The organism is Rhodobacter lacus (assembly GCF_042683065.1).
In the GTDB taxonomy this organism is placed as follows: Bacteria; Pseudomonadota; Alphaproteobacteria; order Rhodobacterales; family Rhodobacteraceae; genus Rhodobacter; species Rhodobacter lacus.
The window spans coordinates 402,595-428,724 of sequence record NZ_JBHUIX010000005.1 but is presented as its reverse complement, the minus strand read 5'-3'; the positions used below and the strand labels follow the sequence as shown (position 1 = coordinate 428,724).

Annotated in this window: 27 protein-coding genes; 19 read left to right on the top strand and 8 right to left on the bottom strand. The window is 67.1% G+C overall.

Annotated elements, in window-relative coordinates; genetic code table 11:
* Nucleotides 1-8: 8 nt before the first annotated feature.
* The 4 genes from ACFSM0_RS07115 to ACFSM0_RS07100 form a co-directional block, all read right to left on the bottom strand.
* Nucleotides 9-1,520 (bottom strand): tripartite tricarboxylate transporter permease, encoded by a 1,512-nt coding sequence (locus ACFSM0_RS07115; RefSeq protein ID WP_377388700.1) that lies wholly within the window; start codon nt 1,518-1,520, stop codon nt 9-11.
* Nucleotides 1,520-2,032, bottom strand: a complete 513-nt coding sequence (locus tag ACFSM0_RS07110; protein WP_377388698.1) for a tripartite tricarboxylate transporter TctB family protein — start codon at nt 2,030-2,032, stop codon at nt 1,520-1,522. The genes ACFSM0_RS07115 and ACFSM0_RS07110 overlap by 1 nt, the downstream gene beginning before the upstream one ends.
* Nucleotides 2,033-2,098: 66 nt before the next feature.
* Nucleotides 2,099-3,097, bottom strand: coding sequence for a Bug family tripartite tricarboxylate transporter substrate binding protein (locus ACFSM0_RS07105; RefSeq protein ID WP_377388696.1), 999 nt, complete (start codon nt 3,095-3,097; stop codon nt 2,099-2,101).
* Between the two features lie 158 nt (nt 3,098-3,255).
* Complete coding sequence (locus tag ACFSM0_RS07100; protein WP_377388694.1) at nt 3,256-3,720, bottom strand: Lrp/AsnC family transcriptional regulator; 465 nt, start codon at nt 3,718-3,720, stop codon at nt 3,256-3,258.
* Between the two features lie 112 nt (nt 3,721-3,832).
* Between ACFSM0_RS07100 and putA the strand changes: the two genes are divergently transcribed.
* From putA to ACFSM0_RS07065, 7 genes are all read left to right on the top strand, one after another.
* The gene (gene putA / locus ACFSM0_RS07095; protein WP_377388692.1) at nt 3,833-7,186 is read left to right on the top strand and encodes a bifunctional proline dehydrogenase/L-glutamate gamma-semialdehyde dehydrogenase PutA; all 3,354 of its coding nucleotides are present in this window, start codon (nt 3,833-3,835) and stop codon (nt 7,184-7,186) included.
* Nucleotides 7,187-7,298: 112 nt separating this feature from the next.
* Entirely contained in the window at nt 7,299-8,447 is a 1,149-nt protein-coding gene (locus ACFSM0_RS07090; protein ID WP_377388690.1) for a CaiB/BaiF CoA transferase family protein, read from the top strand.
* 63 nt (nt 8,448-8,510) lie between these two features.
* Nucleotides 8,511-9,635, top strand: a complete 1,125-nt coding sequence (locus tag ACFSM0_RS07085; RefSeq protein ID WP_377388688.1) for an aminodeoxychorismate synthase component I — start codon at nt 8,511-8,513, stop codon at nt 9,633-9,635.
* On the top strand, nt 9,575-10,225 hold the full coding sequence (locus ACFSM0_RS07080) for an aminotransferase class IV (protein WP_377388686.1): 651 nt from the start codon (nt 9,575-9,577) through the stop codon (nt 10,223-10,225). Before ACFSM0_RS07085 ends, ACFSM0_RS07080 begins: the two co-directional genes overlap by 61 nt.
* 60 nt (nt 10,226-10,285) lie before the next feature.
* Entirely contained in the window at nt 10,286-11,332 is a 1,047-nt protein-coding gene (locus ACFSM0_RS07075) for an aldo/keto reductase (RefSeq protein WP_377388684.1), read from the top strand.
* Complete coding sequence (locus tag ACFSM0_RS07070) at nt 11,310-11,657, top strand: hypothetical protein (protein WP_377388682.1); 348 nt, start codon at nt 11,310-11,312, stop codon at nt 11,655-11,657. Before ACFSM0_RS07075 ends, ACFSM0_RS07070 begins: the two co-directional genes overlap by 23 nt.
* A complete protein-coding gene (locus tag ACFSM0_RS07065) occupies nt 11,645-12,163 on the top strand; it encodes a lipocalin (RefSeq protein ID WP_377388680.1) in 519 nt (172 codons plus the stop codon). The genes ACFSM0_RS07070 and ACFSM0_RS07065 overlap by 13 nt, the downstream gene beginning before the upstream one ends.
* A gap of 9 nt (nt 12,164-12,172) precedes the next feature.
* Here ACFSM0_RS07065 and ACFSM0_RS07060 read toward each other — a convergent pair whose 3' ends face one another.
* Nucleotides 12,173-12,850: an NUDIX hydrolase gene (locus ACFSM0_RS07060; RefSeq protein ID WP_377388677.1), complete on the bottom strand. Its 678-nt coding sequence runs from the start codon at nt 12,848-12,850 to the stop codon at nt 12,173-12,175.
* Nucleotides 12,851-13,023: 173 nt separating this feature from the next.
* Here ACFSM0_RS07060 and ACFSM0_RS07055 point away from each other — a divergent pair, with 173 nt between their 5' ends.
* From ACFSM0_RS07055 to ACFSM0_RS07040, 4 genes are all read left to right on the top strand, one after another.
* Nucleotides 13,024-13,773 carry an EF-hand domain-containing protein gene (locus tag ACFSM0_RS07055; RefSeq protein ID WP_377388675.1) on the top strand — a complete coding sequence of 250 codons (750 nt, stop codon included), beginning with the start codon at nt 13,024-13,026 and terminating at the stop codon, nt 13,771-13,773.
* Nucleotides 13,774-13,853: 80 nt separating this feature from the next.
* Complete coding sequence (locus ACFSM0_RS07050) at nt 13,854-14,438, top strand: RNA polymerase sigma factor (RefSeq protein WP_377388673.1); 585 nt, start codon at nt 13,854-13,856, stop codon at nt 14,436-14,438.
* On the top strand, nt 14,431-14,865 hold the full coding sequence (locus ACFSM0_RS07045; protein WP_377388671.1) for a hypothetical protein: 435 nt from the start codon (nt 14,431-14,433) through the stop codon (nt 14,863-14,865). Before ACFSM0_RS07050 ends, ACFSM0_RS07045 begins: the two co-directional genes overlap by 8 nt.
* A 10-nt stretch (nt 14,866-14,875) precedes the next feature.
* Complete coding sequence (locus tag ACFSM0_RS07040) at nt 14,876-15,466, top strand: periplasmic heavy metal sensor (protein WP_377388669.1); 591 nt, start codon at nt 14,876-14,878, stop codon at nt 15,464-15,466.
* Between the two features lie 58 nt (nt 15,467-15,524).
* Here ACFSM0_RS07040 and ACFSM0_RS07035 read toward each other — a convergent pair whose 3' ends face one another.
* Entirely contained in the window at nt 15,525-16,937 is a 1,413-nt protein-coding gene (locus ACFSM0_RS07035; RefSeq protein ID WP_377388667.1) for a diguanylate cyclase, read from the bottom strand.
* Between the two features lie 104 nt (nt 16,938-17,041).
* On the opposite strand from ACFSM0_RS07035, the gene ACFSM0_RS07030 reads away from it, so the two are divergent.
* The 7 genes from ACFSM0_RS07030 (at nt 17,042) to dacB (ending at nt 23,723) form a co-directional block, all read left to right on the top strand.
* On the top strand, nt 17,042-17,308 hold the full coding sequence (locus ACFSM0_RS07030) for a DUF3572 family protein (protein ID WP_377388665.1): 267 nt from the start codon (nt 17,042-17,044) through the stop codon (nt 17,306-17,308).
* A gap of 9 nt (nt 17,309-17,317) precedes the next feature.
* Nucleotides 17,318-18,022 carry an HAD family hydrolase gene (locus tag ACFSM0_RS07025; RefSeq protein WP_377388663.1) on the top strand — a complete coding sequence of 235 codons (705 nt, stop codon included), beginning with the start codon at nt 17,318-17,320 and terminating at the stop codon, nt 18,020-18,022.
* Nucleotides 18,023-18,079: 57 nt separating this feature from the next.
* Complete coding sequence (locus ACFSM0_RS07020) at nt 18,080-19,807, top strand: hypothetical protein (RefSeq protein WP_377388661.1); 1,728 nt, start codon at nt 18,080-18,082, stop codon at nt 19,805-19,807.
* A gap of 133 nt (nt 19,808-19,940) precedes the next feature.
* A complete protein-coding gene (locus ACFSM0_RS07015) occupies nt 19,941-20,540 on the top strand; it encodes a heme NO-binding domain-containing protein (RefSeq protein ID WP_377388659.1) in 600 nt (199 codons plus the stop codon).
* On the top strand, nt 20,527-21,561 hold the full coding sequence (locus ACFSM0_RS07010) for a GGDEF domain-containing protein (RefSeq protein ID WP_377388657.1): 1,035 nt from the start codon (nt 20,527-20,529) through the stop codon (nt 21,559-21,561). Before ACFSM0_RS07015 ends, ACFSM0_RS07010 begins: the two co-directional genes overlap by 14 nt.
* Nucleotides 21,562-21,642: 81 nt before the next feature.
* Nucleotides 21,643-22,248, top strand: coding sequence for a nicotinate-nucleotide adenylyltransferase (locus ACFSM0_RS07005; protein ID WP_377388655.1), 606 nt, complete (start codon nt 21,643-21,645; stop codon nt 22,246-22,248).
* Between the two features lie 26 nt (nt 22,249-22,274).
* Nucleotides 22,275-23,723: a D-alanyl-D-alanine carboxypeptidase/D-alanyl-D-alanine endopeptidase gene (dacB, locus tag ACFSM0_RS07000; RefSeq protein WP_377388653.1), complete on the top strand. Its 1,449-nt coding sequence runs from the start codon at nt 22,275-22,277 to the stop codon at nt 23,721-23,723.
* 96 nt (nt 23,724-23,819) lie between these two features.
* Here the strand turns inward: dacB and ACFSM0_RS06995 are convergent, their stop codons facing one another.
* Nucleotides 23,820-24,869, bottom strand: coding sequence for an ornithine cyclodeaminase (locus tag ACFSM0_RS06995; protein ID WP_377388651.1), 1,050 nt, complete (start codon nt 24,867-24,869; stop codon nt 23,820-23,822).
* Nucleotides 24,870-25,000: 131 nt separating this feature from the next.
* Here ACFSM0_RS06995 and ACFSM0_RS06990 point away from each other — a divergent pair, with 131 nt between their 5' ends.
* Nucleotides 25,001-25,441, top strand: coding sequence for an Lrp/AsnC family transcriptional regulator (locus ACFSM0_RS06990; protein ID WP_377388649.1), 441 nt, complete (start codon nt 25,001-25,003; stop codon nt 25,439-25,441).
* A gap of 209 nt (nt 25,442-25,650) precedes the next feature.
* On the opposite strand, the gene ACFSM0_RS06985 is transcribed toward ACFSM0_RS06990, so the two are convergent.
* Nucleotides 25,651-26,073: a tellurite resistance TerB family protein gene (locus ACFSM0_RS06985; protein WP_377388647.1), complete on the bottom strand. Its 423-nt coding sequence runs from the start codon at nt 26,071-26,073 to the stop codon at nt 25,651-25,653.
* Nucleotides 26,074-26,130: the final 57 nt, after the last annotated feature.

The following is a 26,130-nucleotide window of genomic DNA, read 5'->3' as shown; positions in this document are numbered from 1 at the left end:
ATCCCCCGTTAATTGCCGGTCCGGGGGGCGCGCGTCAGGCGGCGTTTCAGCATTGGCCAGAGCGGCGTTGCGCTGAAGAAGATGGCCAGCACCGCCACGAACAGCGTCAGTGACAGCGGCGAGGTGACAATCCCGTGCATCAGCCCGCCAAGGCTCTCGCGCTCGGAGAGGATCGCGCGGCGCCAATTGTCGTCGATCAGCCGCGACAGGATCACGCCAAGGATCACCGGGCCGAGTTGATAGCCGTAAAGCTTCATGAAATAGCCCAGCACGCCAAAGCCCAGCATCCAGTAGACATCGGTCAGGGAATTGTTCACCGCAAAGGCGCCGATGATCGACAAGAGCAGGATCAGCGGAAACAGCATCGCGCGCGGCAGCTCCACCACCTTCACGAAGAGCCGGATGCCGGTGAGACCGAACAGCAGCATGAAGCCGACCGCCAGCACCAGCGCGCCGAGGATGAACCAGAACATCTCGGGGCGTTCGATCATCAGCATCGGGCCGGGGTTCAGCCCGTGGATGAACATCGCGCCGATGATGATGGCGGTGACGGAATCCCCCGGAATGCCCAGTGTCAGCATCGGGATGAAAGCGCCGCCCACGGCGGCGTTATTCGCGGTTTCGGGGGCGACGAGCCCCTCTTGCGCGCCTTTGCCAAAGGGCACTTTCGGGTTGCGGGTCACGCGTTTGGCGTGGTCGTAGGCCATCAGGGCCGCGATATCGCCGCCGGTGCCGGGCAATGCGCCAATGATCACGCCGATCGCCGAGCTTTGCAGCGAGAGCGGCAGGAATTTTACCACGGCGCGCCAGGAGGGGATCACGCGCGAGATCTTTTGCTTCACCGCGGGGGTGTCGATGTGCTGGAGCTGCATCAGCGCCTCGGAGACGCCGAAGAGACCGATCATCACCGCAACGAAGGAAATGCCGCCCCAAAGCTCGACATGGCCAAAGGTGAAGCGCTCTTCGGCGGTGAGCGGGTCAAGCCCGACGCAGCCGATGGTGAGGCCAAGCGCGCCGGCAAAGATGCCCTTGATCAGGCTCTCGCCCGAGAGCGAGCCGACCAGCAGAATGCCGAGCACCGCGAGGAGCAGGTAATCGCGCGGCTGAAAGCGGATCGCAAATTCCGAAACGGCGGGGGCCGCAAGACCGAGCACGGCGATGCCGATCAGCCCGCCCAGGGCCGACATCGTGGTCGATAGCCCGATCGCCTCGCCTGCAAGGCCTTTTTGGGCGAGCGGATAGCCGTCGAGTGCGGTGGCGATGGCGGAGGGCGCGCCGGGGATGTTGAGCAAGATCGCCGTGCGCGAGCCGCCGTAAACGCCGCCCATATAGATGCCGATCATCAGCGCGAGCGCGTCATACATCTCCCAGCCGAAGGTGAAGGAGATCAGGATCGACACCGCCATGGTGACCGATAGCCCCGGAATGGCGCCGATATAAATGCCTGCAAACGTGCCAAGCCCGACGAGGCCGAGCAGCCGCGGGTCGATCCAGCTCATGAAGAAATGCGCAAAATCCATCACTTGCTCCCGCCCGAGAAAACCGATCCGAGATAGGCCAGAATTTCGCGCTCGGGCACCACGCCCTCCGGCATCAGCACCGTGAAAACGAGCCGGAACACGACATAGACGAGCACAAGCGAAAGCGCGGCAAAGCCTGCCGCGCGCCACAGCGCGCAGCGCATCATCGCCCAGGTCGAGAGCGTGAGGAACAGGAAGGAAGTGGGCAGAAAGCCCACAGGTTTGAGCGCAAGCGCATAAAAGCCCATCAACACCGCGGTCAGGATCACGAAGCCCGGAAAGATGGCCCGCCAGCCGTGCTCGATGCTGTGCGGCAGCCGGAAGGTGCGCAGCGCAATGATCACGGCGGTGATCGCCATCACCCCGGTCGCGAAAATCGGAAAGCTGCCGGGTTCGGCAAGCCCGGCAAAGCCAGAGATCCCGGTTGCGGTGTGAAACAGGAACAGGCTCGCCGCCACCATCAGAACGGAAAAGAACCGTTCTCCGGGCAGCCTGCGGCTGGGGTCATGCATGGGGATCTCCTCGCAACAGAACACCGCCCTCGTTCAGAGGGCGGTGCCCCGGGTCTTTCTGCAACGTCACGGGCGCGGAATGCCGAACTCTTCGGGCGATTTCTTGGCGATGCCCGCATCCTGCACAAGCCAGGAGGTGACCGATTGCCATCTCGCCATATAGTCCTTGGCCGCATCGCCGGTCAGGTTGATCGGCAGATAGGCACGATTGTCGAGCAGCGCGACAAAGTCAGGGGCCTTGGCGCCCTCAAGGAAGGCGTTGGAGAGTTTGGCCACCACATCCTCGGGCGTGCCCGCCTTCACGAAGACCCCGAAGAACGGCCCCCAGGGCAGATATTTGCCATAGCCCGGAAAGGCTTCGGTGATCGGCGCAACACCGGGGATGGCCGCATTCGGGGTGGAATCGACGAGGGTGAGCACCTTCATCCGGCCGCCCTTGATGCCCTCAAGCGCGGCGCCGAGCACCGCGGGCATCACATCAATCGCGCCGCCTTGCAATGCGGTGAGGGCCGGGCCGTCGCCATCATAAGGCACGAACGTCGCGGGCAGGTCCACTTCGGCGCTCAGCATCGCGGTGATGACCGAGGGCAGGCCGCCCGGGCCGGTGGAGCCGAATTTCACCTCATCGGGGTGCGCGGCCATGTAATCGACAAGCTCGCTGAAGGTGTTGTAGGGCGCATCGGGCCGCGCCACGAGGATCGGCACGCCGCGCGCCAACAGCGCCACCGGCTCGAAATCGCTGTTATAGTCGAATTTTCCGAGCCCCATCACCTTGTAAAGCATCGGGTTTTCCGCGCCCATCAGGAGCGTGTAGCCATCCGCGGCCTGGGTCATGGTGTATTTGGTGGCAATCGCACCGACGCCGCCGGTCATGTTCTGCATCACGACCTTGCCGCCGAGGATCTCTTCGGCATGCGGGGTCACCGCGCGCATCACCGCGTCGGTCGACCCGCCGGCGCCCCACTGGATGATGCCCTGGATTTCTTTCTCCGGATATTCGGCAAGAGCCGCGCCCGCGATCACGAGCGCCGCAACGGAAACCGCCCCGAACAGCTTCAATTTCATGTCTTCTCCTCCCAGAGTCGTCTTGCCCGCAGCGGCGCGGGTGCGCGGAGAGTTTCCGATACGGCCGGGAGCGTCAAATGTTAAAATGGTCGCCATGGCGGCCGCAGTGGCAATTTCCGCCCCGCACCTGCCCAAATGGTCAGGTCGGGTGGCGGGGCTCAAAGCACCGGTGCGCTTTGCTCCACCACCGCCTCCATCGCGACATAGCTCGATGTGGCCGCAACATGTGGCAGGGTCGAAAGCTGCTCCCCCATGATGCGGCGAAAATCGGCCATGTCGCGGGAGCGGATCTTGAGCAGATAATCGAACCCGCCCGCGATCATGTAACATTCTTCCACTGCGTCGATGGCCCGCACCGCGGCGTTGAACTGCGCGAGCGCCTTTTCGCGCGTGTCGGTGAGCCGCACCTCGACAAAGGTGACGTGACTGAGCCCGAGTTTGAGCGGGGACAGGATCGCACGATAGCCGGTGATCAGCCCCATCTCCTCCATCGCCTTGATCCGTGCCGCCACCGGGGTCTTGGAAAGCCCGACCTTGCGGCCAAGCTCGGTGATGGCGATCCGCGCATTGGCGGTGAGCGCGTTCAGGATCTTGCGGTCGGTCGAATCGAGCACGTCACTCATGCCTGCCATTCCGTAAAATTATGTTCTTATCGGCTGCATTATGGCGCAAAATTGGACGCATCGTCCAGATGCTTGCCGCTAAAATCGGGTGTCTGCCCAAGGAGCGCGCCTGATGATCCACCCCGTTCTTTCCCCCCTCGGCCCGGAGGCCAAATTTGCCCCCGAACAGGAGGTTCTCGCCCGTCTGATTGCGGACTGGGGCCCGGAGGAGGCGACGCGCACGGCCTCGGTGCGCCGCGCGATTGCGCTGATCGAGCGGCTGCGGTCGGCGGGGCGGCCCGGCATGATGGAGCAGGTGCTTGCGCAATATGCGCTTTCGAGCCGGGAGGGCGTGGCGCTGATGTGCTTGGCCGAGGCGCTGCTGCGCGTGCCCGATGCCGCCACCATTGATGCGTTGATCGAAGACAAGATCGCGCCTTCGGACTGGAGCCGCCATCTGGGCGCCGCGGCCTCGCCGCTCGTCAATGCCTCGACATGGGCGCTGATGCTGACGGGCAAGGTGCTGGAAGAGGGCGAAGGCGTGGCGGGCACGCTGCGCGGCCTTGTGCGGCGTCTTGGCGAGCCGGTGATCCGCGTTGCCGTGGGGCAGGCGATGAAGGAAATGGGCCGCCAGTTCGTTTTGGGCGAGACCATCGAAAAGGCGCTTGAGCGGGCAAAATCGCGCGAGGCGCAGGGCTATACGCTGAGCTATGACATGCTGGGCGAGGCGGCGCTGACGGCGGGCGATGCGGTGCGCTACCGGGAGGCCTATTCGCGCGCCATTGCCGCCATTGGCGCCGCCGCCAAAGGCGCCACCGTGCACGACAATTCGGGCATCTCGATCAAGCTTTCGGCGCTGCATCCGCGCTATGAGGTGGCGCAGGAGGCCCGCGTGATGGCCGAGCTCGTGCCGGTGGTGCAGGCGCTCGCGCGGCAGGCGGCTGTGGCGGGCATTGCGCTTCATGTCGATGCCGAGGAGCAAGACCGGCTCGCGCTCTCGCTCAAGGTCATGGATGCGGTGATGGCCGATCCGGCCACCGTCGGCTGGGAGGGCTTTGGCGCGGTGGTGCAGGCCTATGGCAAGCGCGCTGCGGCGGCGATCGACACGCTTTATGAAAGCGCGCGCCGCCACGACCGGCGCATCAACATTCGTCTTGTGAAGGGCGCCTATTGGGACAGCGAGATGAAGCGCGCCCAGGTCGAGGGGCATCCGGGCTTCCCGCTCTTCACCTCGAAAGTGGCGACTGACGCGGCCTATATCTGCCTTGCCTCAAAACTGTTTTCGCTCTCGGATCGGGTGTTCCCGCAATTTGCCACGCATAATGCGCATACCGTGGCTGCGGTGCAGGAAATTGCCGCCGGCCGCCCGTTCGAGTTCCAGCGCCTGCATGGCATGGGGGCGCAGCTTCATGACATGGTGCTGGCCGAAACCAAGGGCCGTTGCCGGATTTATGCGCCCGTGGGCGCGCATCGCGACCTGTTGGCCTATCTTGTCCGCCGCCTGCTTGAAAACGGCGCCAACGCCTCTTTCGTGCATCAGATCGTTGACCCGAACGTGCCGCCCGCAGCGATTGCGGCCTGCCCGTTTGACCGGTTGGCAGAGGCTACGGCGCCGCGCGGCCTTGTTGCGCCCGATGCGCTGTTTGGCGCGGGGCGCAAGAACTCCCGCGGCTTCGACCTTTCCGACCCGGCGGTTCTGGCCGCGATCGAGACGGCGCGCGCGGGCGATATTCCCGATGCCGAGCCGCTGACGGCAGGCCCCGCAAGCGGCCCGCGCCGCGCCGTGATCAACCCCGCCACGGGGGCCGAGGTCGCGCAGGTGACAGAGGCGGATGCGGCAACCGTTGCCGCGGCACTCGATGCCGCGCAGGTCTGGGCCGCGCCGGCTGCCGAGCGCGCTGCGGTGCTGCGCCGTGCCGCCGATCTTTATGAGGAAAACTTCGGCCCGATCTTTGCCGTGCTGGCGCGCGAGGCGGGCAAGGCGCTTCCCGATGCGGTGGCGGAGCTGCGTGAAGCCGTTGATTTTCTGCGCTACTACGCGGCGCAGGGCGAACAGGAGACGCGCGCGCCGCGCGGCCCGATTGTGGCGATCAGCCCCTGGAACTTCCCGCTCGCGATTTTCTCCGGCCAGATTGCTGCGGCGCTGATGGCGGGGAATGCCGTGCTTGCCAAACCCGCCGAGCAGACACCGCTGATTGCCGCTTTGGCGGTGCGGCTTCTGCACTTGGCGGGCGTGCCGCGCGCTGTGCTGCAGCTTCTGCCCGGTGATGGTGCGACGGTTGGCGCCGCGCTCACCCGCGATCCGCGCGTGTCGGGCGTGGTTTTCACGGGCTCCACCGAGACCGCGCAGATCATCGCGCGCGCCATGGCCGCGCATATGGCGCCGGGCACGCCGCTCATTGCCGAAACCGGCGGCCTCAATGCGATGATCGTCGACAGCACCGCGCTGCCCGAACAAGCCGTGCGCGACATCGTCGCCTCCGCCTTCCGCTCGGCGGGCCAGCGCTGTTCGGCGCTGCGCTGCCTTTATGTGCAGGACGACATTGCGCCCCGGATCCTCGAGATGCTGAAAGGCGCGATGGACGAGCTCACGCTCGGCGACCCGTGGCAGGTGGAAACCGATATCGGCCCGGTGATCGATGCCGAGGCGCAGGCGCAGATCAAAGCATGGGTCGCCGCGCAGGAAAGCGCGCTCCTGCACCGCATCACCGCGCCCGAAACCGGCCATTTCATCGGCCCCGTGCTTCTGAACGTGCCGGGCATCGACGCGCTCGAGCGCGAGATCTTCGGCCCGGTGCTGCATTTTGCAACCTATGCCGCCGAGGATCTGCCGCAGGTGATCGAAGCGATCAACGCGCGTGGTTTTGGCCTCACTTTCGGGTTCCATTCGCGCATTGATGGCCGCGTCGAAGAAGTGGCCGAACAGGTCCGTGCGGGCAATATTTACATCAACCGCAACCAGATCGGCGCGGTGGTGGGCAGCCAGCCCTTTGGCGGCGAGGGGCTTTCAGGCACCGGGCCGAAGGCGGGCGGGCCGCTTTACCTGAACCGCTTCTTTGCGCCCGATGCGCCGGAGGCGCCGCAGACAGCGGCGGCCCCGGCCGCTCTCGAGATCGTGCTGCCCGGCCCGACCGGTGAGCTGAACCGGCTCAGCTTCCATCCGCGCGAGCCGGTGCTGTGCCTCGGCCCGGGGGTGGAATGTGAAGCGGCGCAGGCAACCGCCGTGATGGCGCTGGGCGGGCGGGCAAGACGCCCGGAGGCTCCGGTGGCGCCCGAGCAACTGACGGAGATGGCGGGCCTTTCTGCCGTGCTCTGGTGGGGCGATGCGGAGCGGGGCCGCGCCTTTGCGCAGGCGCTCGCCGCCCGGCCCGGGCCGATCGTGCCGTTGCTGATGGTGCGGCCCGATGCGGCGCATGTGCTCCATGAGCGGCATCTGTGCGTTGATACCACGGCGGCGGGCGGCAATGCGGCGCTCTTGGCCAGCTGAGCGCCGATCCATGCGTAAAACGCATGGATGCGCATGAAATCGGCGGTCGATCCGGGGCCGCCGACGCGCTAACAAGGGCCTCGGCGCGATATGTGCGCCGAGGGAGACAGAGATGACGGACGCGCCGCTCAAAGGGCTCAAGGTGGTCGAGCTGGCCCGGATTCTGGCCGGGCCATGGATCGGGCAGGTGCTGGCCGATCTGGGCGCAGAGGTCATCAAGGTGGAGGCGCCCGAAGGCGACGACACCCGCCGCTGGGGCCCGCCTTTCATCGAGCGCATCCGCGCAGACGGCACGTTTGAGACCGTTGCGGCTTATTTCCACGCCGCAAACCGCGGCAAGACCTCTGTGACCTGCGATTTTTCCGACCCGGAGGACCTGGCGCGGCTGAAGCGGCTGATTGCCGGGGCCGATGTGGTGATCGAGAACTTCAAGCGCGGCGGGTTGAAAAAGTTCGGCCTCGATTACGAGAGCCTTGCCGCCACCAACCCGGGCCTTGTCTATGTTTCGGTCACGGGTTTTGGCCAAACCGGCCCGCGCGCCGCGCAGCCGGGCTATGATTTCCTCGTGCAGGGCATGTGCGGGATCATGGATCTGACCGGGGCGGCAGGCGGCGAGCCGCAAAAGGTCGGCGTGGCGTGGATCGACATTTTTACCGGGCTTTATGGCGTGATCGGGGTGCAGGCGGCGCTCGCCGAGCGGGCGCGCTCGGGCCGTGGCCAGCAGGTGGACATGAGCCTTCTCGATTGCGGCGTCGGGGTGCTGGCCAATCAGGCAATGAACCATCTGCTCGGCGGTCTGGTGCCGCACCGGCTTGGCAATGCACATCCGAATATTGTGCCCTATCAAGTGTTTCCGGCGTCTGACGGGCATTTCATCATTGCTTGCGGCAATGACCGGCAGTTTGCCGCCCTGTGTCAGATGCTCGGTTTCCCGGAGCTGGCGCAGGCGCCCGATTATGCCACCAACCCGGCCCGCGTTGCGCATCGCGACGCCCTTTGCGCGCGCATAGCGGCAGAAACTTCGGCGCGCTCGAAAGCGGATCTGATTGCCGCGCTGGAGGCGGCGGGCGTGCCGGGCGGGCCGATCAACGATGTGGCCGAAGCTCTGGCCGAGCCGCAGGTGATTGCGCGCGGCATGCAGATCGCGCCCGAAGGGATCGCCGGGCTGCGCACGCCGATTGCCTTTTCACGCTCGGATCTGACGCTTGAGAAGGCGAGCCCGGCGCTTGGTGACGGAGATTGGCATTTTTCCGTCGGTTGAGGCGTTGCCGGAGGGCGCGCGCACCGCATATCTGGGCAAAGCGCGCGGGAACGAGTGACCAAGATGCCGATATTCGACTTCGACCGGGGGCCGGAAGGCGCCGGGCAGCGCTTCGCGCAGCCCGAGGCAGTGATCCGGGTCGAGCGGCCGGAGGAGGTCGCGCCCGCATTCACGGCGATTGCCGCGGCGCAACGGGCAGGCAAATGGCTCGCGGGGATGATGAGCTATGAGCTGGGCTATCTCTTCTCGCCCAAACTCGCGCCGCTTTTGCCGGAAAACCGGGATCTGCCGCTGATGCTGTTTGGCGTTTACGATGCGCCCGCGCCGTTGCCCCCCGAGGGGACGCCGTGCCTGGAGGCGCCCGCCTTTACCCCGATGATGTCGCAGGCAGAGTATCTGGCCGCATTTGGCCGGGTGCAGAACTATATCGCGGCGGGAGACTGCTATCAGATCAATCTGACCTTCCCGCTTGGCGCGCGTTTCAATGGTGATCCGCGCGCGCTTTATGCGCGCCTCAAGGCGGTGCAGCCGGTCGGGCATGGCGTTTTCGTCGCGGCGGAAGATTTCACGTTGCTCTCGCGCTCGCCGGAACTCTTCTTTGCCATTGATGCGGATGGCCGGGCCACGGTGCGGCCAATGAAGGGCACCGTGCCGCGCGGCAGTGACCCTGCCGCAGACCGCGCCGCGGCGGACTGGCTCCGCGCCTCGGAAAAGAACCGCGCCGAGAATTTGATGATCGTCGATCTCTTGCGCAACGATCTGAGCCGGATTTCGGCGCTGGGGTCGGTCAGGGTGCCGCGGCTCTATGAGATCGAGAGCTATCGCACGGTGCATCAGATGACCTCGACCGTCACCGCGCAAATCTTGCAAGGCACGGACTTTCGAGCCATTTGCGAGGCGCTCTTTCCCTGCGGCTCGATCACCGGCGCGCCGAAGATCCGCGCCATGCAGATCATCCGCGAACTGGAAATCACGCCTCGGGGTGCGTATTGTGGCGCCATCGGCTGGATCGCCCCCACAGGCGCGATGGCGTTCAACGTGGCGATCCGCACCATCACGCTGCGGGGCGCAGAGGCGGTGCTGAATGTCGGCGGAGGGCTGGTGCATGACAGCGAGGGAGCGGCAGAATGGGCGGAAGCGCTGAGCAAGGCCGCCTTCGTGCGCGCGCCCCTGCCGGATTGCAGCTGATCGAGACAATGCGCTGGGCGCCGGGGGTGGGGGTCGAGCTGATCCTTGGCCATATGGCACGGCTCGGCGCGGGCTGCGCGGCGCTGGAGATCGCATGCGATCTGTGGCGGGTCGAGCAGATGATTGATGCGGTCCGCGGCGAAGAGCCCTTGCGCCTGCGGCTCACGGTGGGGCTTGATGGCACGGCAGATCTCACGCAGGCGCCGCTTCCCGAGCCAAAGCCGATGTGGCGCGTGGGCGTGGCGAAGCCGCGCGTTGATGCGTCAGACCCGTTCCGGCAGATCAAATCGACCGAGCGCGCCCTTTATGACGAAACCCGCGCCGCCTTGCCCGAGGGCTGGGATGAGGCGGTGTTCCTCAACGAGAGAGACGAGCTGGTGGAGGGCACGATCAGCACGCTCTTTTTATGGGCGGACAATGCGCTCCTGACGCCGCCGCTCGCTTCGGGGGCGCTGCCGGGTGTCTTGCGCGCCGAGCTGATCCGGGCGGGCCGCGCGCGCGAGGCCCGGCTCAGCTTTGCCGACATCATGGATGCGCGCATGTATATGGGCAATGCGCTGCGCGGGCTCATTCCCGCGGTGGTGATCTGAGGGGCATTTCCATCGCGGCAGGGCTGTGGCAGGGTGCGGGCGCTAACATGAGAGGACCGAATGCGGAAAGTGGAACTGGGCCGGACCGGCGTGATGGTAACGGAAATCTGCCTTGGCACGATGACCTGGGGGACACAGAACACCGAGGCAGAGGGGCATGCGCAGATTGATTGCGCGCTCGACCGTGGCGTGAATTTCATCGACACGGCAGAGGTTTACCCGGTCAATCCGATCAGCGCCGAGACCGTCGGGCGCACCGAAGAGATTATTGGCACCTGGTTTGCCAAAACCGGGCGGCGCAAGGATGTGGTGCTCGCCACCAAGATCGCGGGCAATGGCATGAAGGCGGTGCGCGAGGGCGGGCCGATCTCGCCCAAGGAGATCCGCGCCGCGGTCGAGGGCTCGCTGAAGCGGCTGCAGACCGACCACATCGACCTTTACCAGTTCCACTGGCCGAACCGCGGTGGCTATCATTTCCGCCAGAACTGGAAATATGACGCCACGAAGCAGCCCGGAAAGGCGGAGATCGAGGCGGATATGATCGCCTGCCTTGAAACCCTCGCGGCGCTGCGCGGCGAGGGCAAGATCGGGCATTTCGGGCTTTCGAACGAAAGCGCCTGGGGCACGATGCAATTTGCCCGCCTTGCGGACGCCGGGCACGGGCCGCGCGTCGCCGCGATCCAGAACGAATATTCGCTGATGTATCGGCTCCACGATACCGATCTGGCCGAGACCTGCGTGCATGAGGGGGTGACGCTGCTCGCCTATTCGCCGCTCGCCACCGGCATGCTGAGCGGCAAATATTCGGGCGGGGCGGTGCCGGAGCGCTCGCGCCGTTCGATCAACCGCGAGCTTGGCGGGCGCTCGAACCCGCGCGCGTTTGACGTGGCCGATCTTTATGTCGGGCTTGCCCGCGAAGCGGGGCTCGACCCGGTGACGATGGCGATTGCCTGGATCATGGGGCGGCCCTTCCCGGTGGTGCCGATCATCGGCGCGACCTCGGTGGCACAGCTCGAAAAATCGCTCGATGCCGCCGGGACGGCGCTCGACAAGCCCCTCCTCGACGCGATCGACCGGGTGCATCATGCCCATCCGATGCCGTTCTGAGCTGGCTCTTCTGGGGCTTGTCGCCCTGCTTGCCGCCTGCAAACCGGGGGGCGAGCCAGAGGCGGCACTGCCCCCGGTGGGGGAAGCCGCGCTCGCGCAGCAACAGGCGCTTTGCGAAAAGGATGGCGGCCAATGGGCGCGGCTTGGCGGGGCCTTCACCTGTGTCCGGCGCCCCAAGGATGCGGGCAAGGCGTGCCACACCGCGCTTGACTGCGACGGCGCCTGCCTTGCACGCTCGATGACCTGTGCGCCTGCGCGCCCGCTTCTGGGCTGCAACGAGGTGTTGTCCGAAACCGGGATCAGGGGGACCGAATGCATCGACTGAGCACTGCCGGGGCCGGGCTTTTGATGGCAGCCGCGCTTGCGGCCTGTTCGCCGCCCCCGCCGCCCTTGGCGCCTTTGCGCAACAGCGGGGCGCGCATCTCTTCAGCGGCGCTTTTTGATCCGGCCCGCTTTGGCGGCGACTGGCTCGTGGCACAATCGGGCACGCCGGGCTGCATGCGCGCCAAACAGAGCTGGCGCTGGGATGAAAAGCACGGGCGCTACCACCTTTCGGGCATCGACTGCACCGATCGCGTGCCGCGGGTTCTGGATGGCGAGGCCGTGCTGACCGGGCCGGGCGGGCGGCTCAGCGCCGAAAAGGGCTACGGCCAAGAGGCAATCTGGGTGCTCTGGTTCGATCAGGATTACCGCGTGGCCGCGCTTGGCACGCCGTCCGGTTCGTGGGGGGTGATCTTGCTGCGTCCGGGGTATGACCGGCTTGACCTGATCAACGCCGCGCGCGAGGTGATGGAGTTCAACGGCTACGACACCAGCCGCATCGGCCCCTGAGCGCGGCTCTTAGAGCCGTGCAAAAGTGGCGCGCGGCCCGCGATTGTCAAAAAACGGAATCGTTGCGGGCTCGGCGCCCGTGGTCAGTTGCGCCTGAACCTCGGCCAGCACCACCTCGGTGATGAAGGGCAGGTTCAGCTCACGCGCAAGCGCCAGCGGCACCCATTGCAAAAAGCTCAATTCGTCGCTTGCGCGGCTGAAATCGTCCGGGTCGCAGGCGAGTGCCTCCGCCGCGACGAGAAAGAACCGCGCATCAAAGCGCCGCGGACGGCCGGGGGGCGTGATGGCGCGGAAGATGAAGCGCAGCCCCGCGGCCGAGGGCAGATGGCCGGTGGCGGCAAAACTGCGCCAGTCCTCGGGCACCGGGCCCGCCCACGCGCCGGGCAGGCCAAGGATCAGCCCGGTTTCTTCCCAAAGCTCGCGGATTGCCGCCACCGCCAGTGCCGGGGCGATGCCTGCGGGCGCATCTTGCACAAGCCGCGTGGCCGAGGCTGCGGGCAGCGGTGCGGCGAGCGGCACGCCCGCATCGCCCGGATCGAGCGCGCCACCCGGAAACACATATTTCGAGGGCATGAACGCCGCCCCGGCCCCGCGTTGGCCCATCAGCACCGCCGGCCCCTCGGGGTGATCCTTGCGCAAGATGATCAGGGTTGCGGCATCGCGCAGGGCGGATTTGTCACTGTTCATGGAGCCTCGGTCGGGCGGCGGGGGCATCGGCTTGGGAAAGACTAGCGACCGCCCCGACGGGTGAAAAGGAAAACCGCGCGTCACGCTGCCGTGAAGGCGCGACGGAATGTCCGCGCCGGGGCGTTTGGTCTGCACATACGGACGATGAGCCGTGCGCGAACAGGAGAATGAAAATGACCTCTGCTCTCACCAAAACGATGATCGCTGTGCTGGCGACGAGTGTCGCCCTGGGGGCAATGCCGGTGCTGGCACAACAGGCCGCGCCCGCCGGAGATGCCGCCAATCCGCCGGCGATGATGCCGGGCGGGGCGGGGCCGATGGGCCCGGATGGCATGGGACCGGGCGGCATGGGCCCGCAAGACGGGATGGGCCCGATGAGCGACGCCTGCGACAGCCCGATGGGGCCGATGGCGGGCGGTTGGGCAAAGCCGGATCTGACCCGCTTCGATGCGGATGGCGATGGCAAGGTGACGCTGGCCGAGATCCGGGCCAAGCGCGCCGAGATGACGAAGAGCATTGACGCGGATGGCGATGGCCTGCTCAGCGCCGATGAGTTGGTGGCCGCCGAACTGGCACGGATGAAGGAGCGGGTCGAGGCGCGCGTGAAGGCGCGGATCGCGGCGCAAGACGCCGATGGCGATGGCAAGCTGTCTGCCGCGGAACTGGCGAGCCCGCCGATGCCGGTGCGGATGTTCGAGCGGCTGGATGCCAACAACGACGGTGTGCTCAGCGCGGACGAAATCGCGAATGCACCGCAGATGATGCCGCATCGCGGCCATGGCCACGGTGGCCGTATGGGCCCGATGGGTCAGGGCCCGCAAGGCATGGGGCCTGCGGGCGATCAGGGGCCCGGCAAGGGCTGTGACCGCGCCGATCGCGGCGGGGACCGGGGTCATCGCGGCTGGTTCAACTTTGGCAACTGACGCCAGGCAGGTGCGGCCCCGGGCAACCGGGGCCGGGCCGATGATTGCGATGCGGCGCGATCCGCGCTAGCCATGAGGCGATGGAGATGGCATTCGACGCGCAGAGCGAGCTTTCCGACGAGGCCCTGCTGGTGCTTTACGGCAACGGCGACGGGGCGGCGGCGCGTGCGCTGGTGACCCGGCTTGGTCCGATTGCCTACCGGGTGGCGCTGCGGATGCTGAACGACCGCGCCGAGGCCGAAGACCTCGCGCAAGAGGCGATGCTGCGGCTGTGGCGGATCGCGCCGGACTGGCGCTCGGGCGAGGCGAAGCCCTCCACCTGGATCTATCGTGTCACCACCAACCTCGCCACGGACCGGTTGCGGCGGCGGCGGGGTGTGGGGCTCGACGAGGCGCCGGAAGTGGCCGACGGGGCGGCGTCGGCGCTGGAGACGATGATCGAGACGGATCGCGCGGCGGCGCTGGAGCTGGCCTTGGCGCAATTGCCCGCGCGGCAGCGTCAGGCGGTTGTGCTGCGCCATCTCGAGGGGCTGTCTAACCCCGAGATTGCGGCGGCAATGGAGATCGGGGTCGAGGCGGTGGAAAGCTTGACCGCGCGCGGCAAACGGGCGCTGGCGACCCTTCTGGCCGAACGGCGGGAGGACCTTGGCTATGGGCATGACTGAGATGAATGACGAAGACGACATCCGGCTCGAAGATTTCCTCTCCAGTGCACGGCGCGCGGCGCCTGACCCCGCGCCCGCGCTCTTGGCGCAGATGGCGCTTCAGGCCGAAGTGATCCTTGCCGAGCGGCAGGCTGCCGAGGCGGCAGCGCGCGATGCGGCGCGGGCCGCACAGGCGCCGCGCCCGCGCGGGCTGATGGCAACGCTGGCGGGCGCGCTCGGCGGATGGAGCACCTTGGGCGGTATGGCGGGGGGCATGGCAACGGCGACGGTTGCCGGGCTCTGGATCGGCATGGCGCAGGCTCCGTCCTGGCTGCCGACGACGGCGGCGATGGGAACGGGGGCCACGGTGGTTGCAACAACCGCAGCAGACGACGGGCAAAGTTATCTCAACGATGCCGATATTCTGGCGCTGGCGCAGGTGGATTGAGGAGAAGGCGATGAACGACGACACCCGAGCGAGCGATCCGCGCCCCGCCTCAGATCCGCGCCCCGAAAGCCGGATGCGCGGAGGCGTGAAAGTGCTGTTCATCCTTTCGCTGACGCTGAACTTTCTGGTTTTGGGGGTGGTTGCCGGGGGGGTGATCGGGCATTTCCGGCATGCGCCGCCGCCGGAGGCGATGGAACGCCGCGGTGGGCCGGATGCCTTTGCCTTCGGGCCGCTTGGCGGGGCCTTCACCCGCGAAGACCGGATGGAGATGCGCCGCGCCGCCGAAGGGGCGGGCAACGATCTGAGGGCGATGCGCACACAGATGCAGTCGGATTTCGCGCAGCTCGATGCCGCGCTCCGGGCGCAGCCCTATGACGGGGCCAGATTGCATGCGGTTCTGGGCGAGATGCGTGCGCGCACGCAGACGCGGATCGAACTGGGCGAGCAGGTGATGCTGCGCCGGATCGCCGCGATGAGCGATGCCGAACGCGCCGCCTTTGCAGACCGCATGCAACAGGGCGTGGAACGCTTCCAGCGCCGGCTGGACGATCATCGCGGTGATCGACATGAGGGCACGCACCGGGGCGGCGCCCGAAACTGAACAAGCCGTGCGGTTTCGGAGGGGCGCTTCGGGGGGGGGGCGCGGTGTGCCGCGCGGGTCAGGCCGCGCCGCGATGAAACACCGTGACCTGATTGCGGCCCTCGGCCTTTGAGCCCAGAAGCGCGCGGTCCGCCTGATGGATCAACTGCTCGATTGCCGCGGGGTCGGTGCCCGGATCGTTCAGGCCGCCGCCGATTGCAAGACCGATCGAGACCGTGATGTCGATCCGCAGCCCGCTCGGCAGCTCGAAAGGCGTTTGCTCCATCACCCGGCAGAGCCGCTCTGCCGCGTTGCGCGCCGCTTCGAGCGAGGTTTCGGGCATCGCAACCAGAAATTCCTCCCCGCCGATGCGCGCGACCAGATCCACCTGCCGCAGGTTCATCGTCAGCCGCCGGGCCACTTCGATCAAGACCGCATCGCCTGCCGGATGGCCGTAGGTGTCATTGACCGATTTGAACCGGTCGAGATCAAGCGCCATCAGCGCAAAGCTGCGCCCCGACTGGCGGGAGCGCTCGGCCAGCCGCGCCAGATGCGGCATCGCATAGCGGCGGTTGTAGAGCCCGGTGAGCGGATCGACGAGCGCGAGCCGGAGCCCGTCGGCGACCCGTTCGCGCTGCCGGTCATGGCGGCGCTTGCGCCCGATATGAGCGCGCAGGCGGAGCGCGGCCTCTTCGGCCAGCGCAGGGTCCGTCAGCCGGCCCGGCGTGACATCGGAGGCGCCGAGATCGAGCGCCACGGCAGAGGTCTCGCGCGCGGCATCGGGCACGCCGACACAGATCACGGCATGGCGCGAGCCGGTGCGCGAGCGCAGTTCGGACATCAGCCGCAGCCCCTCGCCGGGGCGGGTCAGGTCGGCGGCGATCACATAGGCGTCGAGCGGCGGGGTCTCGGCCGCGGCCGAGAGCGCGCCCTGATAGTCGAGCACGCGCAGCATGTCATGCGGCAAGAACCGCGCCATCGCGTTTTTCCAGCCGACGCAGGTTTCACGATCGGGCGCGACGAGGCCGATCCGGGCGGGCGGCTCGATTGCCGGGGCCATGGCTTCGGCAAAGCCGAGTTCCTGGCAGGTGCTTTCGCGCAGCCGCAACTCCTCGTCGGTCTCGCGCATCCGCATCAGCGCGCGCAGCCGCGCGAGCAGGGTCAGTTCCTCGAAGGGTTTGGTGATGAAATCATCCGCGCCCACGCGCAGCGCCTCGAGCCGCAGCCCCGGCGTCGGGAAGGCGGTGACGACAATCACAGGCAGATGGCGGGTGGCGGGGTCGGCTTTCAGGCGATGGCAGACATCAAGCCCGCTCATGTCGGGCAATTGCACGTCGAGCAGAACCAGATCGGGGCTCTCCTGCGCCACAAGGCGCAGAGCCTCCGCTCCGGTGCCGGCCTGGATCGTCTCGTATCGGGCGCCCGCAAGCTTGACCTTCAACACGATTCGATTGGTCGCGACATCGTCCACGATCAGGACTTTCCCCGCCATGAACTTTCTGCTCCTTCCACCTGCTTAACATGGAAGCTATCATTGCTTAGGAAAGGTTAACAAATCCTTTAACGATGCGAAGGGACAGTGGTTTGGAGCGGGATTTGGCACAAATTCTTGCGATTCGGGCCTTGGGCTGGATGGCGGGAGAAGCGCCCGTCTGGGAGGCTTTTCTGGCCGCGAGCGGGGCCGATGCCGGTCAGGTGCGGGCCGAGGCGGCGCAGCCTCACATGCAACGCGCGGCGCTGGCGCATGTGATGCGCGAGGATGACTGGGTGCGGGCCTGTGCGCAGGCGCTTGGCGTGCCCCCCGAGGAACTCGTGCTGGCCGCGGCGCGGCTGGAAGGGCGCAGCGGCGCCCATTGGACCTGAGAGGCCAAAATGACCGATATTGCCGCGATCCTGTTTGACAAGGATGGCACGCTCTTCGACTTCGAGGCGACCTGGGGCGCTTGGGCGCGCGGGCTGATTGCCGATCTCGCCGCGGGCGACAGCGGCTGCGAGGCGCGGCTGGCAGAGGCGATCGGTTATGAGCTTGGGCCGGGGCGGTTTGCGCGCAACTCGCCGGTGATTGCGGGCACGGTGGCCGAAGCGGCGGCCTTGATGCTCCCGCATCTGCCGGGGCGCGACCTTGCCGGGCTTGTCGAAACGCTCAACCTGGCCGCGCTGCGGGCGCCACAGGTGCCCGCGGTCGATCTGCCGCGCTGTCTGGGCACGCTGCGCGGGGCCGGGCTCAGGCTCGGTGTGGCGACGAATGACAGCGAGGCCTCGGCGCGCCATCAGCTTGTGCGCGCAGGGGTTGAAGACCAGTTCGATTTCGTGGCGGGGTATGACAGCGGCTTTGGCGCGAAGCCGGAGCCGGGGCCGCTGCTGGCCTTTGCCGCGCGGGTCGGCATTGCCCCCGCCCGGGTGGCGATGGTCGGCGACAGCCTGCATGACCTTGCCGCGGCGCGCGCGGCGGGCATGGTTGCGGTGGCGGTGCTCACCGGCCCGGCCGGGCGGGACATGCTCGCGCCGGCGGCCGATCTCGTGCTCGAGACGATTGACGGGCTCGCCCCCTGGATCATCGGGTCCGGCCCCGTCTGAACCCGCTGGAAAACCGGCGAGCCGGGCGTTAGCCTGCCGCATCGGCAGGAGAACATCATGACGGAACGGCTCATTTTCATCTTTATCGGCCTGCTTGGCGGGCTCGCCTTCTGGGGGCTCTCCGAGGCGCCCGAGGCGTTCCGGCAGACAGCCCTGTGGGTGCCGTTCTGTGTTGCCGCTGCGACGTTTTTCTTTGCGCTGCTCTCCTTGCTGTCCGAGATCGGGCTGCGCCGCGCAGTCGCGATGGCGGCGGGCATTGCGCTTGTTCCCGCGGCACTGTCGGCGCTGGAGCGGCTCTCCTTCGAGAGTGCCGCGCAGATGCTCGATACCGGGCACGATCTCGCTGCGCTGATCGTGCTGGCGGCGCTGCCGGTGCCCTTTGCGCTTGCCTTCGGGCGCGACGGGGCGCGCGGTCTGACCAATTACTGCGTTCTCTTTGTCGAGAGCTGGAATATCGTGGTGCGCCAACTGGCCGCCTGGCTCTTTGTGGGCGTGGTGTTTGCCGTGCTCTGGCTGATGGGCGCATTGCTGGACCTTGTCGGCGTGCGTGTTCTCAGCGCGCTGCTTGAGGAGTCTCTGGCGATCTGGCTGATCCTTGGCGGCACGCTCGGGCTTGGCCTCTCGGTGGTGACGGAAATGCCCGACATGGTCTCGCCCTATCTGCTGCTGCGCTTCTTGCGGTTGCTGACGCCGCTGGTGCTGGCGGTGGTGGCCGTGTTCATCGCGGCCTTGCCGCTGCGCGGGCTTGGCCATCTGTTCGGGGATCTTTCGGCAGGGTCTGCGCTTCTGGCCACGGCGATTGCGGTGATTGCGCTGGTCTCGGTCGTGGTGGATCAGGACGAGGTCGAGGAGACGCATGCGCTGGTGCTGACCTGGTCGGCGCGCGGACTGATGCTGCTGCTGCCGGTGCTGGCGGGGCTGGCGCTCTGGGCGCTGGCGGAGCGGGTGCGCCAATATGGCTGGACGCCCGATCGGGTGACCGCTGCCGCCGTGGCCGTGGTGGTGGCGGGCTATGCGCTGGGGTATCTGGGCGCGCTTTTCGCGGGGCGGCGCTGGATGGAAAAGCTGCGCCAGGCCAATGTGGCGATGGCCCTGGTGATGATCGGCCTTGCCGCCGCGTGGCTCACGCCGCTGATCTCGCCGGAGCGGATCGCGGCGCAGTCTCAGCTGGCCCGCTTTGCGGCGGGGACGGTGCGCGCCGACACCTTGCCGCTTTGGGAGCTTGCGCATGACTGGGGCCGCCCGGGCGCCGCCGCGCTCGCGACGCTGCGCGGGCAGGCGGCGCAGGATGGCGCGCTGGCGGCCCGTCTGGCCGAGCTTGATGCCGCGGCGGACCGGTTCAGTTTTGCCAGCACCGCGCGGGCCATTCCGCCCGCCGAATGGCCGGCGGGGCTCGCGCTCTGGCCCGCCGGGCAGGCGCTGCCCGAGGGGCTTGAGGCCGCCGTGCGCGCGGCGCTCGATGCGAAAGAACAGGCCCAATGCGCCGAGCCCGCGGCCTCCCCCGAAGCCGCGCCGCCCTGTGCGCTGGTGGTGGCGGATCTGGACCCGGCTGTGCCGGGGCCGGAGGCCGTGTTCCTGCGGGCTGAAGAATGGGGGCCGCCGAGTGTGTTCCTGAACGGGCCGCAGGGCTGGAAGCGCAGCGGGGCGCTGCTGCTCGGGCCGCTTGAGATGCCACGCGGAGAAGATCTGATCGCCGCGCTTGCGGCGGGGTCGGTGGCCCCGGTGCCGCTTGAGTTGCAGGCCCTGCAGGCGGGGGCCTGGAAGATCACCGTCCGGCCGCAGTAAAGCCCGCGCGCATGCGCCGACGGTGTGGCGCGGTGCGAAAAAAACGGTCAGAGAGGGGAAACCTTTTGCGGCCCCGGTGGTTCTTCGTGCTTTCTTAAGGGCCTGACCTCTAGGCTGCGCGCGTGGAGGTTGCATGCTCGGTGTCGTGAACAAATCGATTCAGTCCTTTCTGAGCTCCCATTACGGGGGCCATCTTTGGCGTGAAGTGGCTGAACGCAGCGGCATCGATCCGGCGGGGTTCGAGGCGATGCTGAGTTATGATGACCGGCTGACCGACAGGCTGCTCGACGCGGCGGAAGCGGTTCTGGAAACGCCGCGTGTGATGATTCTCGAAGACATCGGTGCGTGGCTCGCGATGACCGAACCGATGCGGCGGCTTTTGCGCTTTGGCGGGGCCGATTACTGGGACTTCCTGTTTTCGCTCGACGAATTGCCCGGGCGCGGGCTGATGGCGCTGCCCGGGCTCGGCTTGCCCGAGCTGATGCTCGCGGTGGAGGCGCAGGGCCGGTTCACCCTCGCGGTGAAAGGCGCGATGCCCGGATGGGGCGCGGTGATGGCGGGGCTTTTGCGCGCCATGGCCGATGATTACGGCGCGCTCGTGCTGATCGAGGCGAATGACAGATTGGGCCCGGTCGAGCGGGTCTCGGTGACGCTGCTCGACATGGCCTATACCGAGGGGCGGCATTTCGATCTGGCGATGCCGGTGGGAGCTTCGGACCATGACCTTGCTTGACCCGAAGGGCCCGGCGCTGCCCGATGTGCCGGAGCCACATCTGACGCTCACCCCGGCGGTGCTGGGGCGGATGATGCCGCTGTTTCTCTGGCTCGACCGGCGCGGCCGGATTCAGGCGATGGGACCGACGCTTGAGAAGATCGTCGGGCCGGGGGCGCTGGGCACGAGCTATGCGCGCCACTTTTCGTTGCGTCGCGCGCGCGGGCGCGATCTGGGCCCTGAATCTTTCGTTGGCCGGCGCAATATCGCGGTGACGCTGGTACGCCATCCCAGTTTCAGCCTGCGCGGCACGGCGGTGGAACTGCCGGGCGCAGATCAGCCGGGGGCGTTGCTCGTCAACCTCTCCTTTGGCATTCATCTCTCGGAAGCGGTGCGGTTTTTCGGCCTGACCGAGCAGGATTTCGCCGCCTCCGAACTGGCGATCGAATTCCTGTTTCTGGCCGAGGCGAAAACCGCGGTGCTGAATGAACTGCAGGCGCTCACGCGCCGGCTTGAGGAGGCGCGGCGCGAGGCCGAAAGCGAGGCCCTGAGCGACCCGCTGACCGGCTTGCCGAACCGGCGCGCATTTGACGCCGGGCTCGATCGGGCGGTGAAGCTGCTCGCGCGGGGCGGGCGCAGTTTTGCCCTTCTGCATCTCGATCTGGATTTCTTCAAGCAGGTCAACGACAGCCTTGGTCATCCCGCCGGCGATACGGTGCTGATCCGCGTCGCGCAGGTGCTCTCGGAGGAAACCCGCCGCGGCGATCTTGTCGCGCGGGTGGGGGGAGATGAGTTCATGTTGATCCTGCGCGGGCCGATTGATGCCCGCCGCGTCGGGGCCTTTTCTGAACGATTGATCGCGCGCCTTGAGGAGCCGATCCTTTATGAGGGCAAACCCTGCAAGATCTCGGCCTCGATCGGCGCGGTGATCGGCCACGACGGCGCCGGCGCGGTGACAGACCGTTTGCTCGCCGATGCCGATTCGGCGCTTTACCGCTCCAAGCGGGCCGGGCGCGGGCGCTGCACCGTCTGCGAGGATTGAGCCCGCATCGGCCGTCAGACCACGTCACCCGACCGTCACATGGCGGTGGCGCGGGGCGCGCTGATCGAGTAGGGCAGGGGCATGAAACAAGGCTTTCCCATTGCCACACGCGGCCAGCGCATCGGCCTTCTGGGCGGATCTTTCGATCCCGCCCATGAGGGCCATGCACATATCACCCGCGAGGCGATGCGGCGCTTCGGGCTGGATCATGTCTGGTGGCTCGTCTCGCCGGGCAATCCGCTCAAGGCGCGCGAACCCGCGCCGATGGCCACGCGGCTGGCGCGGGCGCGCCGGGTGATGCGTGATCCGAAGGTGGTGGTGAGCGGGCTCGAGGCCGAACTGGGCACCCGCCACACTGCGCAAACGCTTGCCCGGCTCGTGGCGCTTTATCCCGGGGTGCAGTTCGTCTGGCTGATGGGGGCCGACAATCTCGCACAATTCGACCGCTGGGAGGGCTGGCGGCGGATTCTGGCGCTGGTGCCGGTGGGGGTGCTGGCGCGCCCCGGTCACCGGATGGTCACAGGGCAGGCGCGCGCCGCCCGGATCTATGCGCGGGCACGACTGCGTGCGGAGAAGGCCCGGCTCTTGCCTTTCGCGCGCCGTCCTGCATGGTGCTTCGTGCAGATGCCGATGTCGGACCTTTCCTCTTCCGCGATCCGCGCGGGGGGCGGCTGGCGCGGCCGGTAGGGCAGGCGGGCAAGACGGGGGCCGAGATGGAGCTGACGCGGCGGAGCATTCTTTGCGGGGGCACGGTGGCGGGCCTCGCCGCTTTGGTCGCACCGGGGGGCGCGCGGGCACAGGCGCAGGCGATGCGCCCGCTGACCGGAGCGGAGCTTGTGGCCGCGGCCAATCTGGGCGGTGAGGTCGGCTATATCGTGGCCGACGCCCGCAGCGGGCTTGTGCTCGAGGCGATGAATGCCGATCACGCGATGGCGCCCGCTTCGACCGCGAAGACGATCACCACGCTTTATGCACTGGAAACGCTTGGCTCTTCCTATCGCTTCACGACCCGGCTTCTGGCCACCGGACCGGTGAGCGGCGGGGTTTTGCGGGGGGATCTGATCCTCGCGGGCGGGGCGGACCCGACGCTCGAGACCGACGGGCTCGCCGAGCTTGCCGCGCAACTGGTGCGGGCGGGGGTGCGGGGGGTCACCGGCAAGTTTTACACTTGGGGCGGCGCGATCCCCTATGCCGCCGAGATTGCCGCCGATCAGCCGGTGCATGTGGGCTACAACCCGTCGATCTCCGGGCTGATCCTCAATTACAACCGCGTGCATTTTCGCTGGAAGCGGGGCCAGGGCGGATATGCGCTCGCCATGGAGGCCTGGTCCGAGAAATATCAGCCCGCCGCCTACACGATCGACGCCACCCTCACCAACCGCAAGGCGCCATTGTTCGACTACCGTCAAGCCGGGGGCAAGGAGCATTGGACCGTTGCGTCGGGTGGGCTCAACAAGGCGGGAAGCCTGTGGCTGCCGGTGCGCTTGCCCGAGGCCTATGCCGGGGATGTGTTCCAGAGCCTTGCGCGGGCGCAGGGCTGTGTGCTGCCCGCCCCCGAGCCCCTGCGCAGCCTGCCGGGCGGTGCGCGCGAGCTCGCGGCGCGGCGGTCGGTCGATCTGCCGGTGATCTTGCGCTCGATGCTCAAGTATTCGACCAATATCACCGCCGAGGCCGTGGGCATGACCGCCACCGCGGCACGCGGGGTCAATGCGGCGCGGGGCGCCTCCGGCGCTGCGATGAGCGCCTGGCTGAGTGGCAAGCTGGGCGGTGCCAAGGCACGGTTTGTCGATCATTCGGGGCTGGGCGCGGAGGATCGGATTTCGCCGCTGGAGATGGTGCGGGCGGTGACGCTGCTCGGGCCGAAAGCCGGGCTGCGCGGGCTGATGAAGCCGTTCGGCTTGCGTGATGCGGCGGGGCGCACGGTGACGGTGCCGGGGCTGCGCGTCGATGCCAAGACCGGCACGCTGAACTTTGTCTCCACGCTCACCGGGTTCATCACCGCGCCCGATGGCACGGAACTGACCTTCGCGATCTTCACCGGTGATCTTGCGCGGCGCGCGCGTGCGCAAGGCGGCCAGCCCGAGGGCTCAAAGGCCTGGATCGGGCGCTCGAAGATCCTGCAAAGCCAGCTGATCACCCGCTGGGCCACGCTTTACGGCTGAAGCGGGGTGTTTCGCCGCGGCAGAGCCGCGGCGACCCGCCGGGGGCTGCCGCCCCCGGACCCCCGCCCCGGATTGCGCCGGACCCGCGTCTTGCCTTCACTGTGCGCGGGCAAGCATGCCAAAGAGATCGCGCGGATCGTCAGGATCCGCGAGCAGGTCAAGTTTTTCGCAAAAATCCGTGCCGGGGAGCTGGTCGCGCAAATAGCGCAGCGCGGAAAAATCCTCGATTGCAAAGCCCACGCCATCAAAGAGCGTGATCTGGGCCGCATCGCGCCGCCCCGGCGCGCGGCCCGCGATCACCTGCCAGATCTCGGTCACGGGGAAGTCTTCGGGCATTTGCTGGATCTCGCCTTCGATCCGGGTTTGCGGCGGATATTCGACAAAGACATCGGCGCGGGCGAGAATTGCCGGGGCGAGCTCTGTCTTGCCGGGGCAATCCCCGCCGATGGCGTTCAGATGCACCCCGGCCCCGACCATGTTCTCGCTCAGGATCGTGGCGTGGTTCTTGTCGGCGGTGCAGGTGGTGATGATGTGCGCCCCCACGATTGCCGCCTCGGCGCTCGGGCAGGCGATCATCTCGAAGCCCTGCCCCGAGAGGTTTCTCATCACCTTTTCGGTGGCGCGCGGATCAATGTCGTAGAGCCTGAGCTTGGTGATGCCGCACAGCGCCTGCAGCGCCAGCGCCTGAAACTCGGATTGTGCGCCATTGCCGATAAGCGCCATCGTATCGGCACCCTTGGGGGCAAGATGGCGCGCGACGAGGGCGGAGGTGGCGGCGGTGCGCAGCGCGGTGAGCAGGGTCATCTCGCTCAACAGCACAGGATAGCCGTTGCCAAGCTCGGCAAGCAGCCCGAAGGCGGTCACGGTCTGGCGCCCGGTCCGGGTGTTTTTCGGATGCCCGTTCACATATTTGAAGCCGTAACACCTGCCGTCGGAGACCGGCATCAGCTCGATCACGCCCTCCGGCGCATGGGCGGCGATGCGCGGGGTCTTGTCAAACGCGTCCCAGCGCAAAAAATCGGCCTCGATATATCCCGCAAGCCCGACGAGCATCTCGCGCAGCCCGATCCGGTGGATGAGCCGCATCATGTTGGCAACGCTGACAAAGGGAACGAAGGCGAGATCGGAAGGGGCAAGCGTGGGCATGGCGATCCTTGGGCTGGGAGAGAAGCCCCATGCTCCCATGGCGCAGTTTGCAACGAAAAGAGCCAAGCTGCTGGAATTATGCGCGCATGCCTCGCATATTGCAGGGCAGTTTTGTGCAATATGAGGGCTGCATGCGATCCGAGCCAAAAACCCTCCTCGATGATCTCGACCGCGCGCTGATCGCGCTTTTGCGCAAGGACGGGCGCGCGCCGGTCTCCAAACTGGCCGAGATCCTCAGTGTCTCGCGCGGCACGGTGCAAAGCCGGATCGACCGGCTCCTCGCGTCGGGCGCACTTTTGGGCTTTACCGCCAGAGTGCGTGAGGATCATGAGGCCGGGATGGTGCGCGCGGTGATGATGATCGAGGTGGAGGGGCGCGCCACGTCGCAAGTGCTCAACAAGCTCCGGGGGCTGCCGGAGCTGCAGCGGATGCATACAACAAGTGGCAAATGGGATCTGGTGGCAGAGATTGTGGTGGCAAGCCTGAGCGAGTTTGACCGGGTGCTGCGCGAGGTGCGCCTCGTTGAGGGGGTGCGCAACAGCGAAACGAGCCTCCTGCTCTCAACGATCTGAGCACCCTGGATCTGAACATCGGGCCGGGGGCTGGTTCTCCTTGCCTCAAATATCCCGGGGGTGCGGGGGCGGAGCCCCCGCCCGGGTCGCCGCGCTTGCGCGGCGAAACTGCCAGCCGCGCGCGCCGCGAATGTCCGCTCTGCCCTTGGGGGGCCGGGGGGCTGCGCCCCCCGGCGGGTCGCCTCGGCTCTGCCGAGGCGAAACAGCTTTCACAGCGTGACGTGGCGCACCCGCGCGCCCCATTCGATCGCCACCGCATGCAGCCGGTCGATCGCGAGCTCGGAGCGCACTTCCTCGAGCATGCGCAGCTCGGGCTGATGCAAAATTCCATCCGCTGCCGCCACATCGCAGGCGAGCGCATAGGCGGTCTCGAAATATTTTGCGGGCAGCGCGTCGCGCACGAGGCCAAAGAGCGCCTCGAGCCCCTCTTCTTCCTCGAACAGCGCATAAACGGTCTGCGCCACCACCGCGATGCGGTCGATGTCGTAGCTGGCAAAGATCGGCATGTGGTTGACCATGCGCTCGATCGCGATGAGTTCCGAGGTGCGGATCGTCTCGTCGGAGGCCGAAACCGCCACCATCACGGCGACGAGCGCATCTTGCGGCGAAAGCGAGGGAAGGGTGTCGGTCACGGGGTGCGTCCTTTTGCTGTGCCACCAAGAATTATTGACCTTGGCGCGCCCGTTCAA

Coding starts and splice junctions, on each gene's coding strand:
- ACFSM0_RS07025 (WP_377388663.1), top strand. CDS start 17,318: ATGACCGATATTGCCGCGATCCTGTTTGACAAGGATGGCACGCTCTTC.
- ACFSM0_RS07105 (WP_377388696.1), bottom strand. CDS start 3,097: ATGAAATTGAAGCTGTTCGGGGCGGTTTCCGTTGCGGCGCTCGTGATC.
- dacB (WP_377388653.1), top strand. CDS start 22,275: ATGGAGCTGACGCGGCGGAGCATTCTTTGCGGGGGCACGGTGGCGGGC.
- ACFSM0_RS07005 (WP_377388655.1), top strand. CDS start 21,643: ATGAAACAAGGCTTTCCCATTGCCACACGCGGCCAGCGCATCGGCCTT.
- ACFSM0_RS07070 (WP_377388682.1), top strand. CDS start 11,310: ATGCCCATCCGATGCCGTTCTGAGCTGGCTCTTCTGGGGCTTGTCGCC.
- ACFSM0_RS07040 (WP_377388669.1), top strand. CDS start 14,876: ATGAACGACGACACCCGAGCGAGCGATCCGCGCCCCGCCTCAGATCCG.
- ACFSM0_RS07015 (WP_377388659.1), top strand. CDS start 19,941: ATGCTCGGTGTCGTGAACAAATCGATTCAGTCCTTTCTGAGCTCCCAT.
- putA (WP_377388692.1), top strand. CDS start 3,833: ATGATCCACCCCGTTCTTTCCCCCCTCGGCCCGGAGGCCAAATTTGCC.
- ACFSM0_RS07110 (WP_377388698.1), bottom strand. CDS start 2,032: ATGCATGACCCCAGCCGCAGGCTGCCCGGAGAACGGTTCTTTTCCGTT.
- ACFSM0_RS06995 (WP_377388651.1), bottom strand. CDS start 24,869: ATGCCCACGCTTGCCCCTTCCGATCTCGCCTTCGTTCCCTTTGTCAGC.
- ACFSM0_RS07035 (WP_377388667.1), bottom strand. CDS start 16,937: ATGGCGGGGAAAGTCCTGATCGTGGACGATGTCGCGACCAATCGAATC.
- ACFSM0_RS07080 (WP_377388686.1), top strand. CDS start 9,575: ATGGGCGGAAGCGCTGAGCAAGGCCGCCTTCGTGCGCGCGCCCCTGCC.
- ACFSM0_RS07045 (WP_377388671.1), top strand. CDS start 14,431: ATGACTGAGATGAATGACGAAGACGACATCCGGCTCGAAGATTTCCTC.
- ACFSM0_RS06990 (WP_377388649.1), top strand. CDS start 25,001: ATGCGATCCGAGCCAAAAACCCTCCTCGATGATCTCGACCGCGCGCTG.
- ACFSM0_RS07085 (WP_377388688.1), top strand. CDS start 8,511: ATGCCGATATTCGACTTCGACCGGGGGCCGGAAGGCGCCGGGCAGCGC.
- ACFSM0_RS07010 (WP_377388657.1), top strand. CDS start 20,527: ATGACCTTGCTTGACCCGAAGGGCCCGGCGCTGCCCGATGTGCCGGAG.
- ACFSM0_RS07075 (WP_377388684.1), top strand. CDS start 10,286: ATGCGGAAAGTGGAACTGGGCCGGACCGGCGTGATGGTAACGGAAATC.
- ACFSM0_RS07050 (WP_377388673.1), top strand. CDS start 13,854: ATGGAGATGGCATTCGACGCGCAGAGCGAGCTTTCCGACGAGGCCCTG.
- ACFSM0_RS07065 (WP_377388680.1), top strand. CDS start 11,645: ATGCATCGACTGAGCACTGCCGGGGCCGGGCTTTTGATGGCAGCCGCG.
- ACFSM0_RS07020 (WP_377388661.1), top strand. CDS start 18,080: ATGACGGAACGGCTCATTTTCATCTTTATCGGCCTGCTTGGCGGGCTC.
- ACFSM0_RS07055 (WP_377388675.1), top strand. CDS start 13,024: ATGACCTCTGCTCTCACCAAAACGATGATCGCTGTGCTGGCGACGAGT.
- ACFSM0_RS07100 (WP_377388694.1), bottom strand. CDS start 3,720: ATGAGTGACGTGCTCGATTCGACCGACCGCAAGATCCTGAACGCGCTC.
- ACFSM0_RS07060 (WP_377388677.1), bottom strand. CDS start 12,850: ATGAACAGTGACAAATCCGCCCTGCGCGATGCCGCAACCCTGATCATC.
- ACFSM0_RS07115 (WP_377388700.1), bottom strand. CDS start 1,520: ATGGATTTTGCGCATTTCTTCATGAGCTGGATCGACCCGCGGCTGCTC.
- ACFSM0_RS07090 (WP_377388690.1), top strand. CDS start 7,299: ATGACGGACGCGCCGCTCAAAGGGCTCAAGGTGGTCGAGCTGGCCCGG.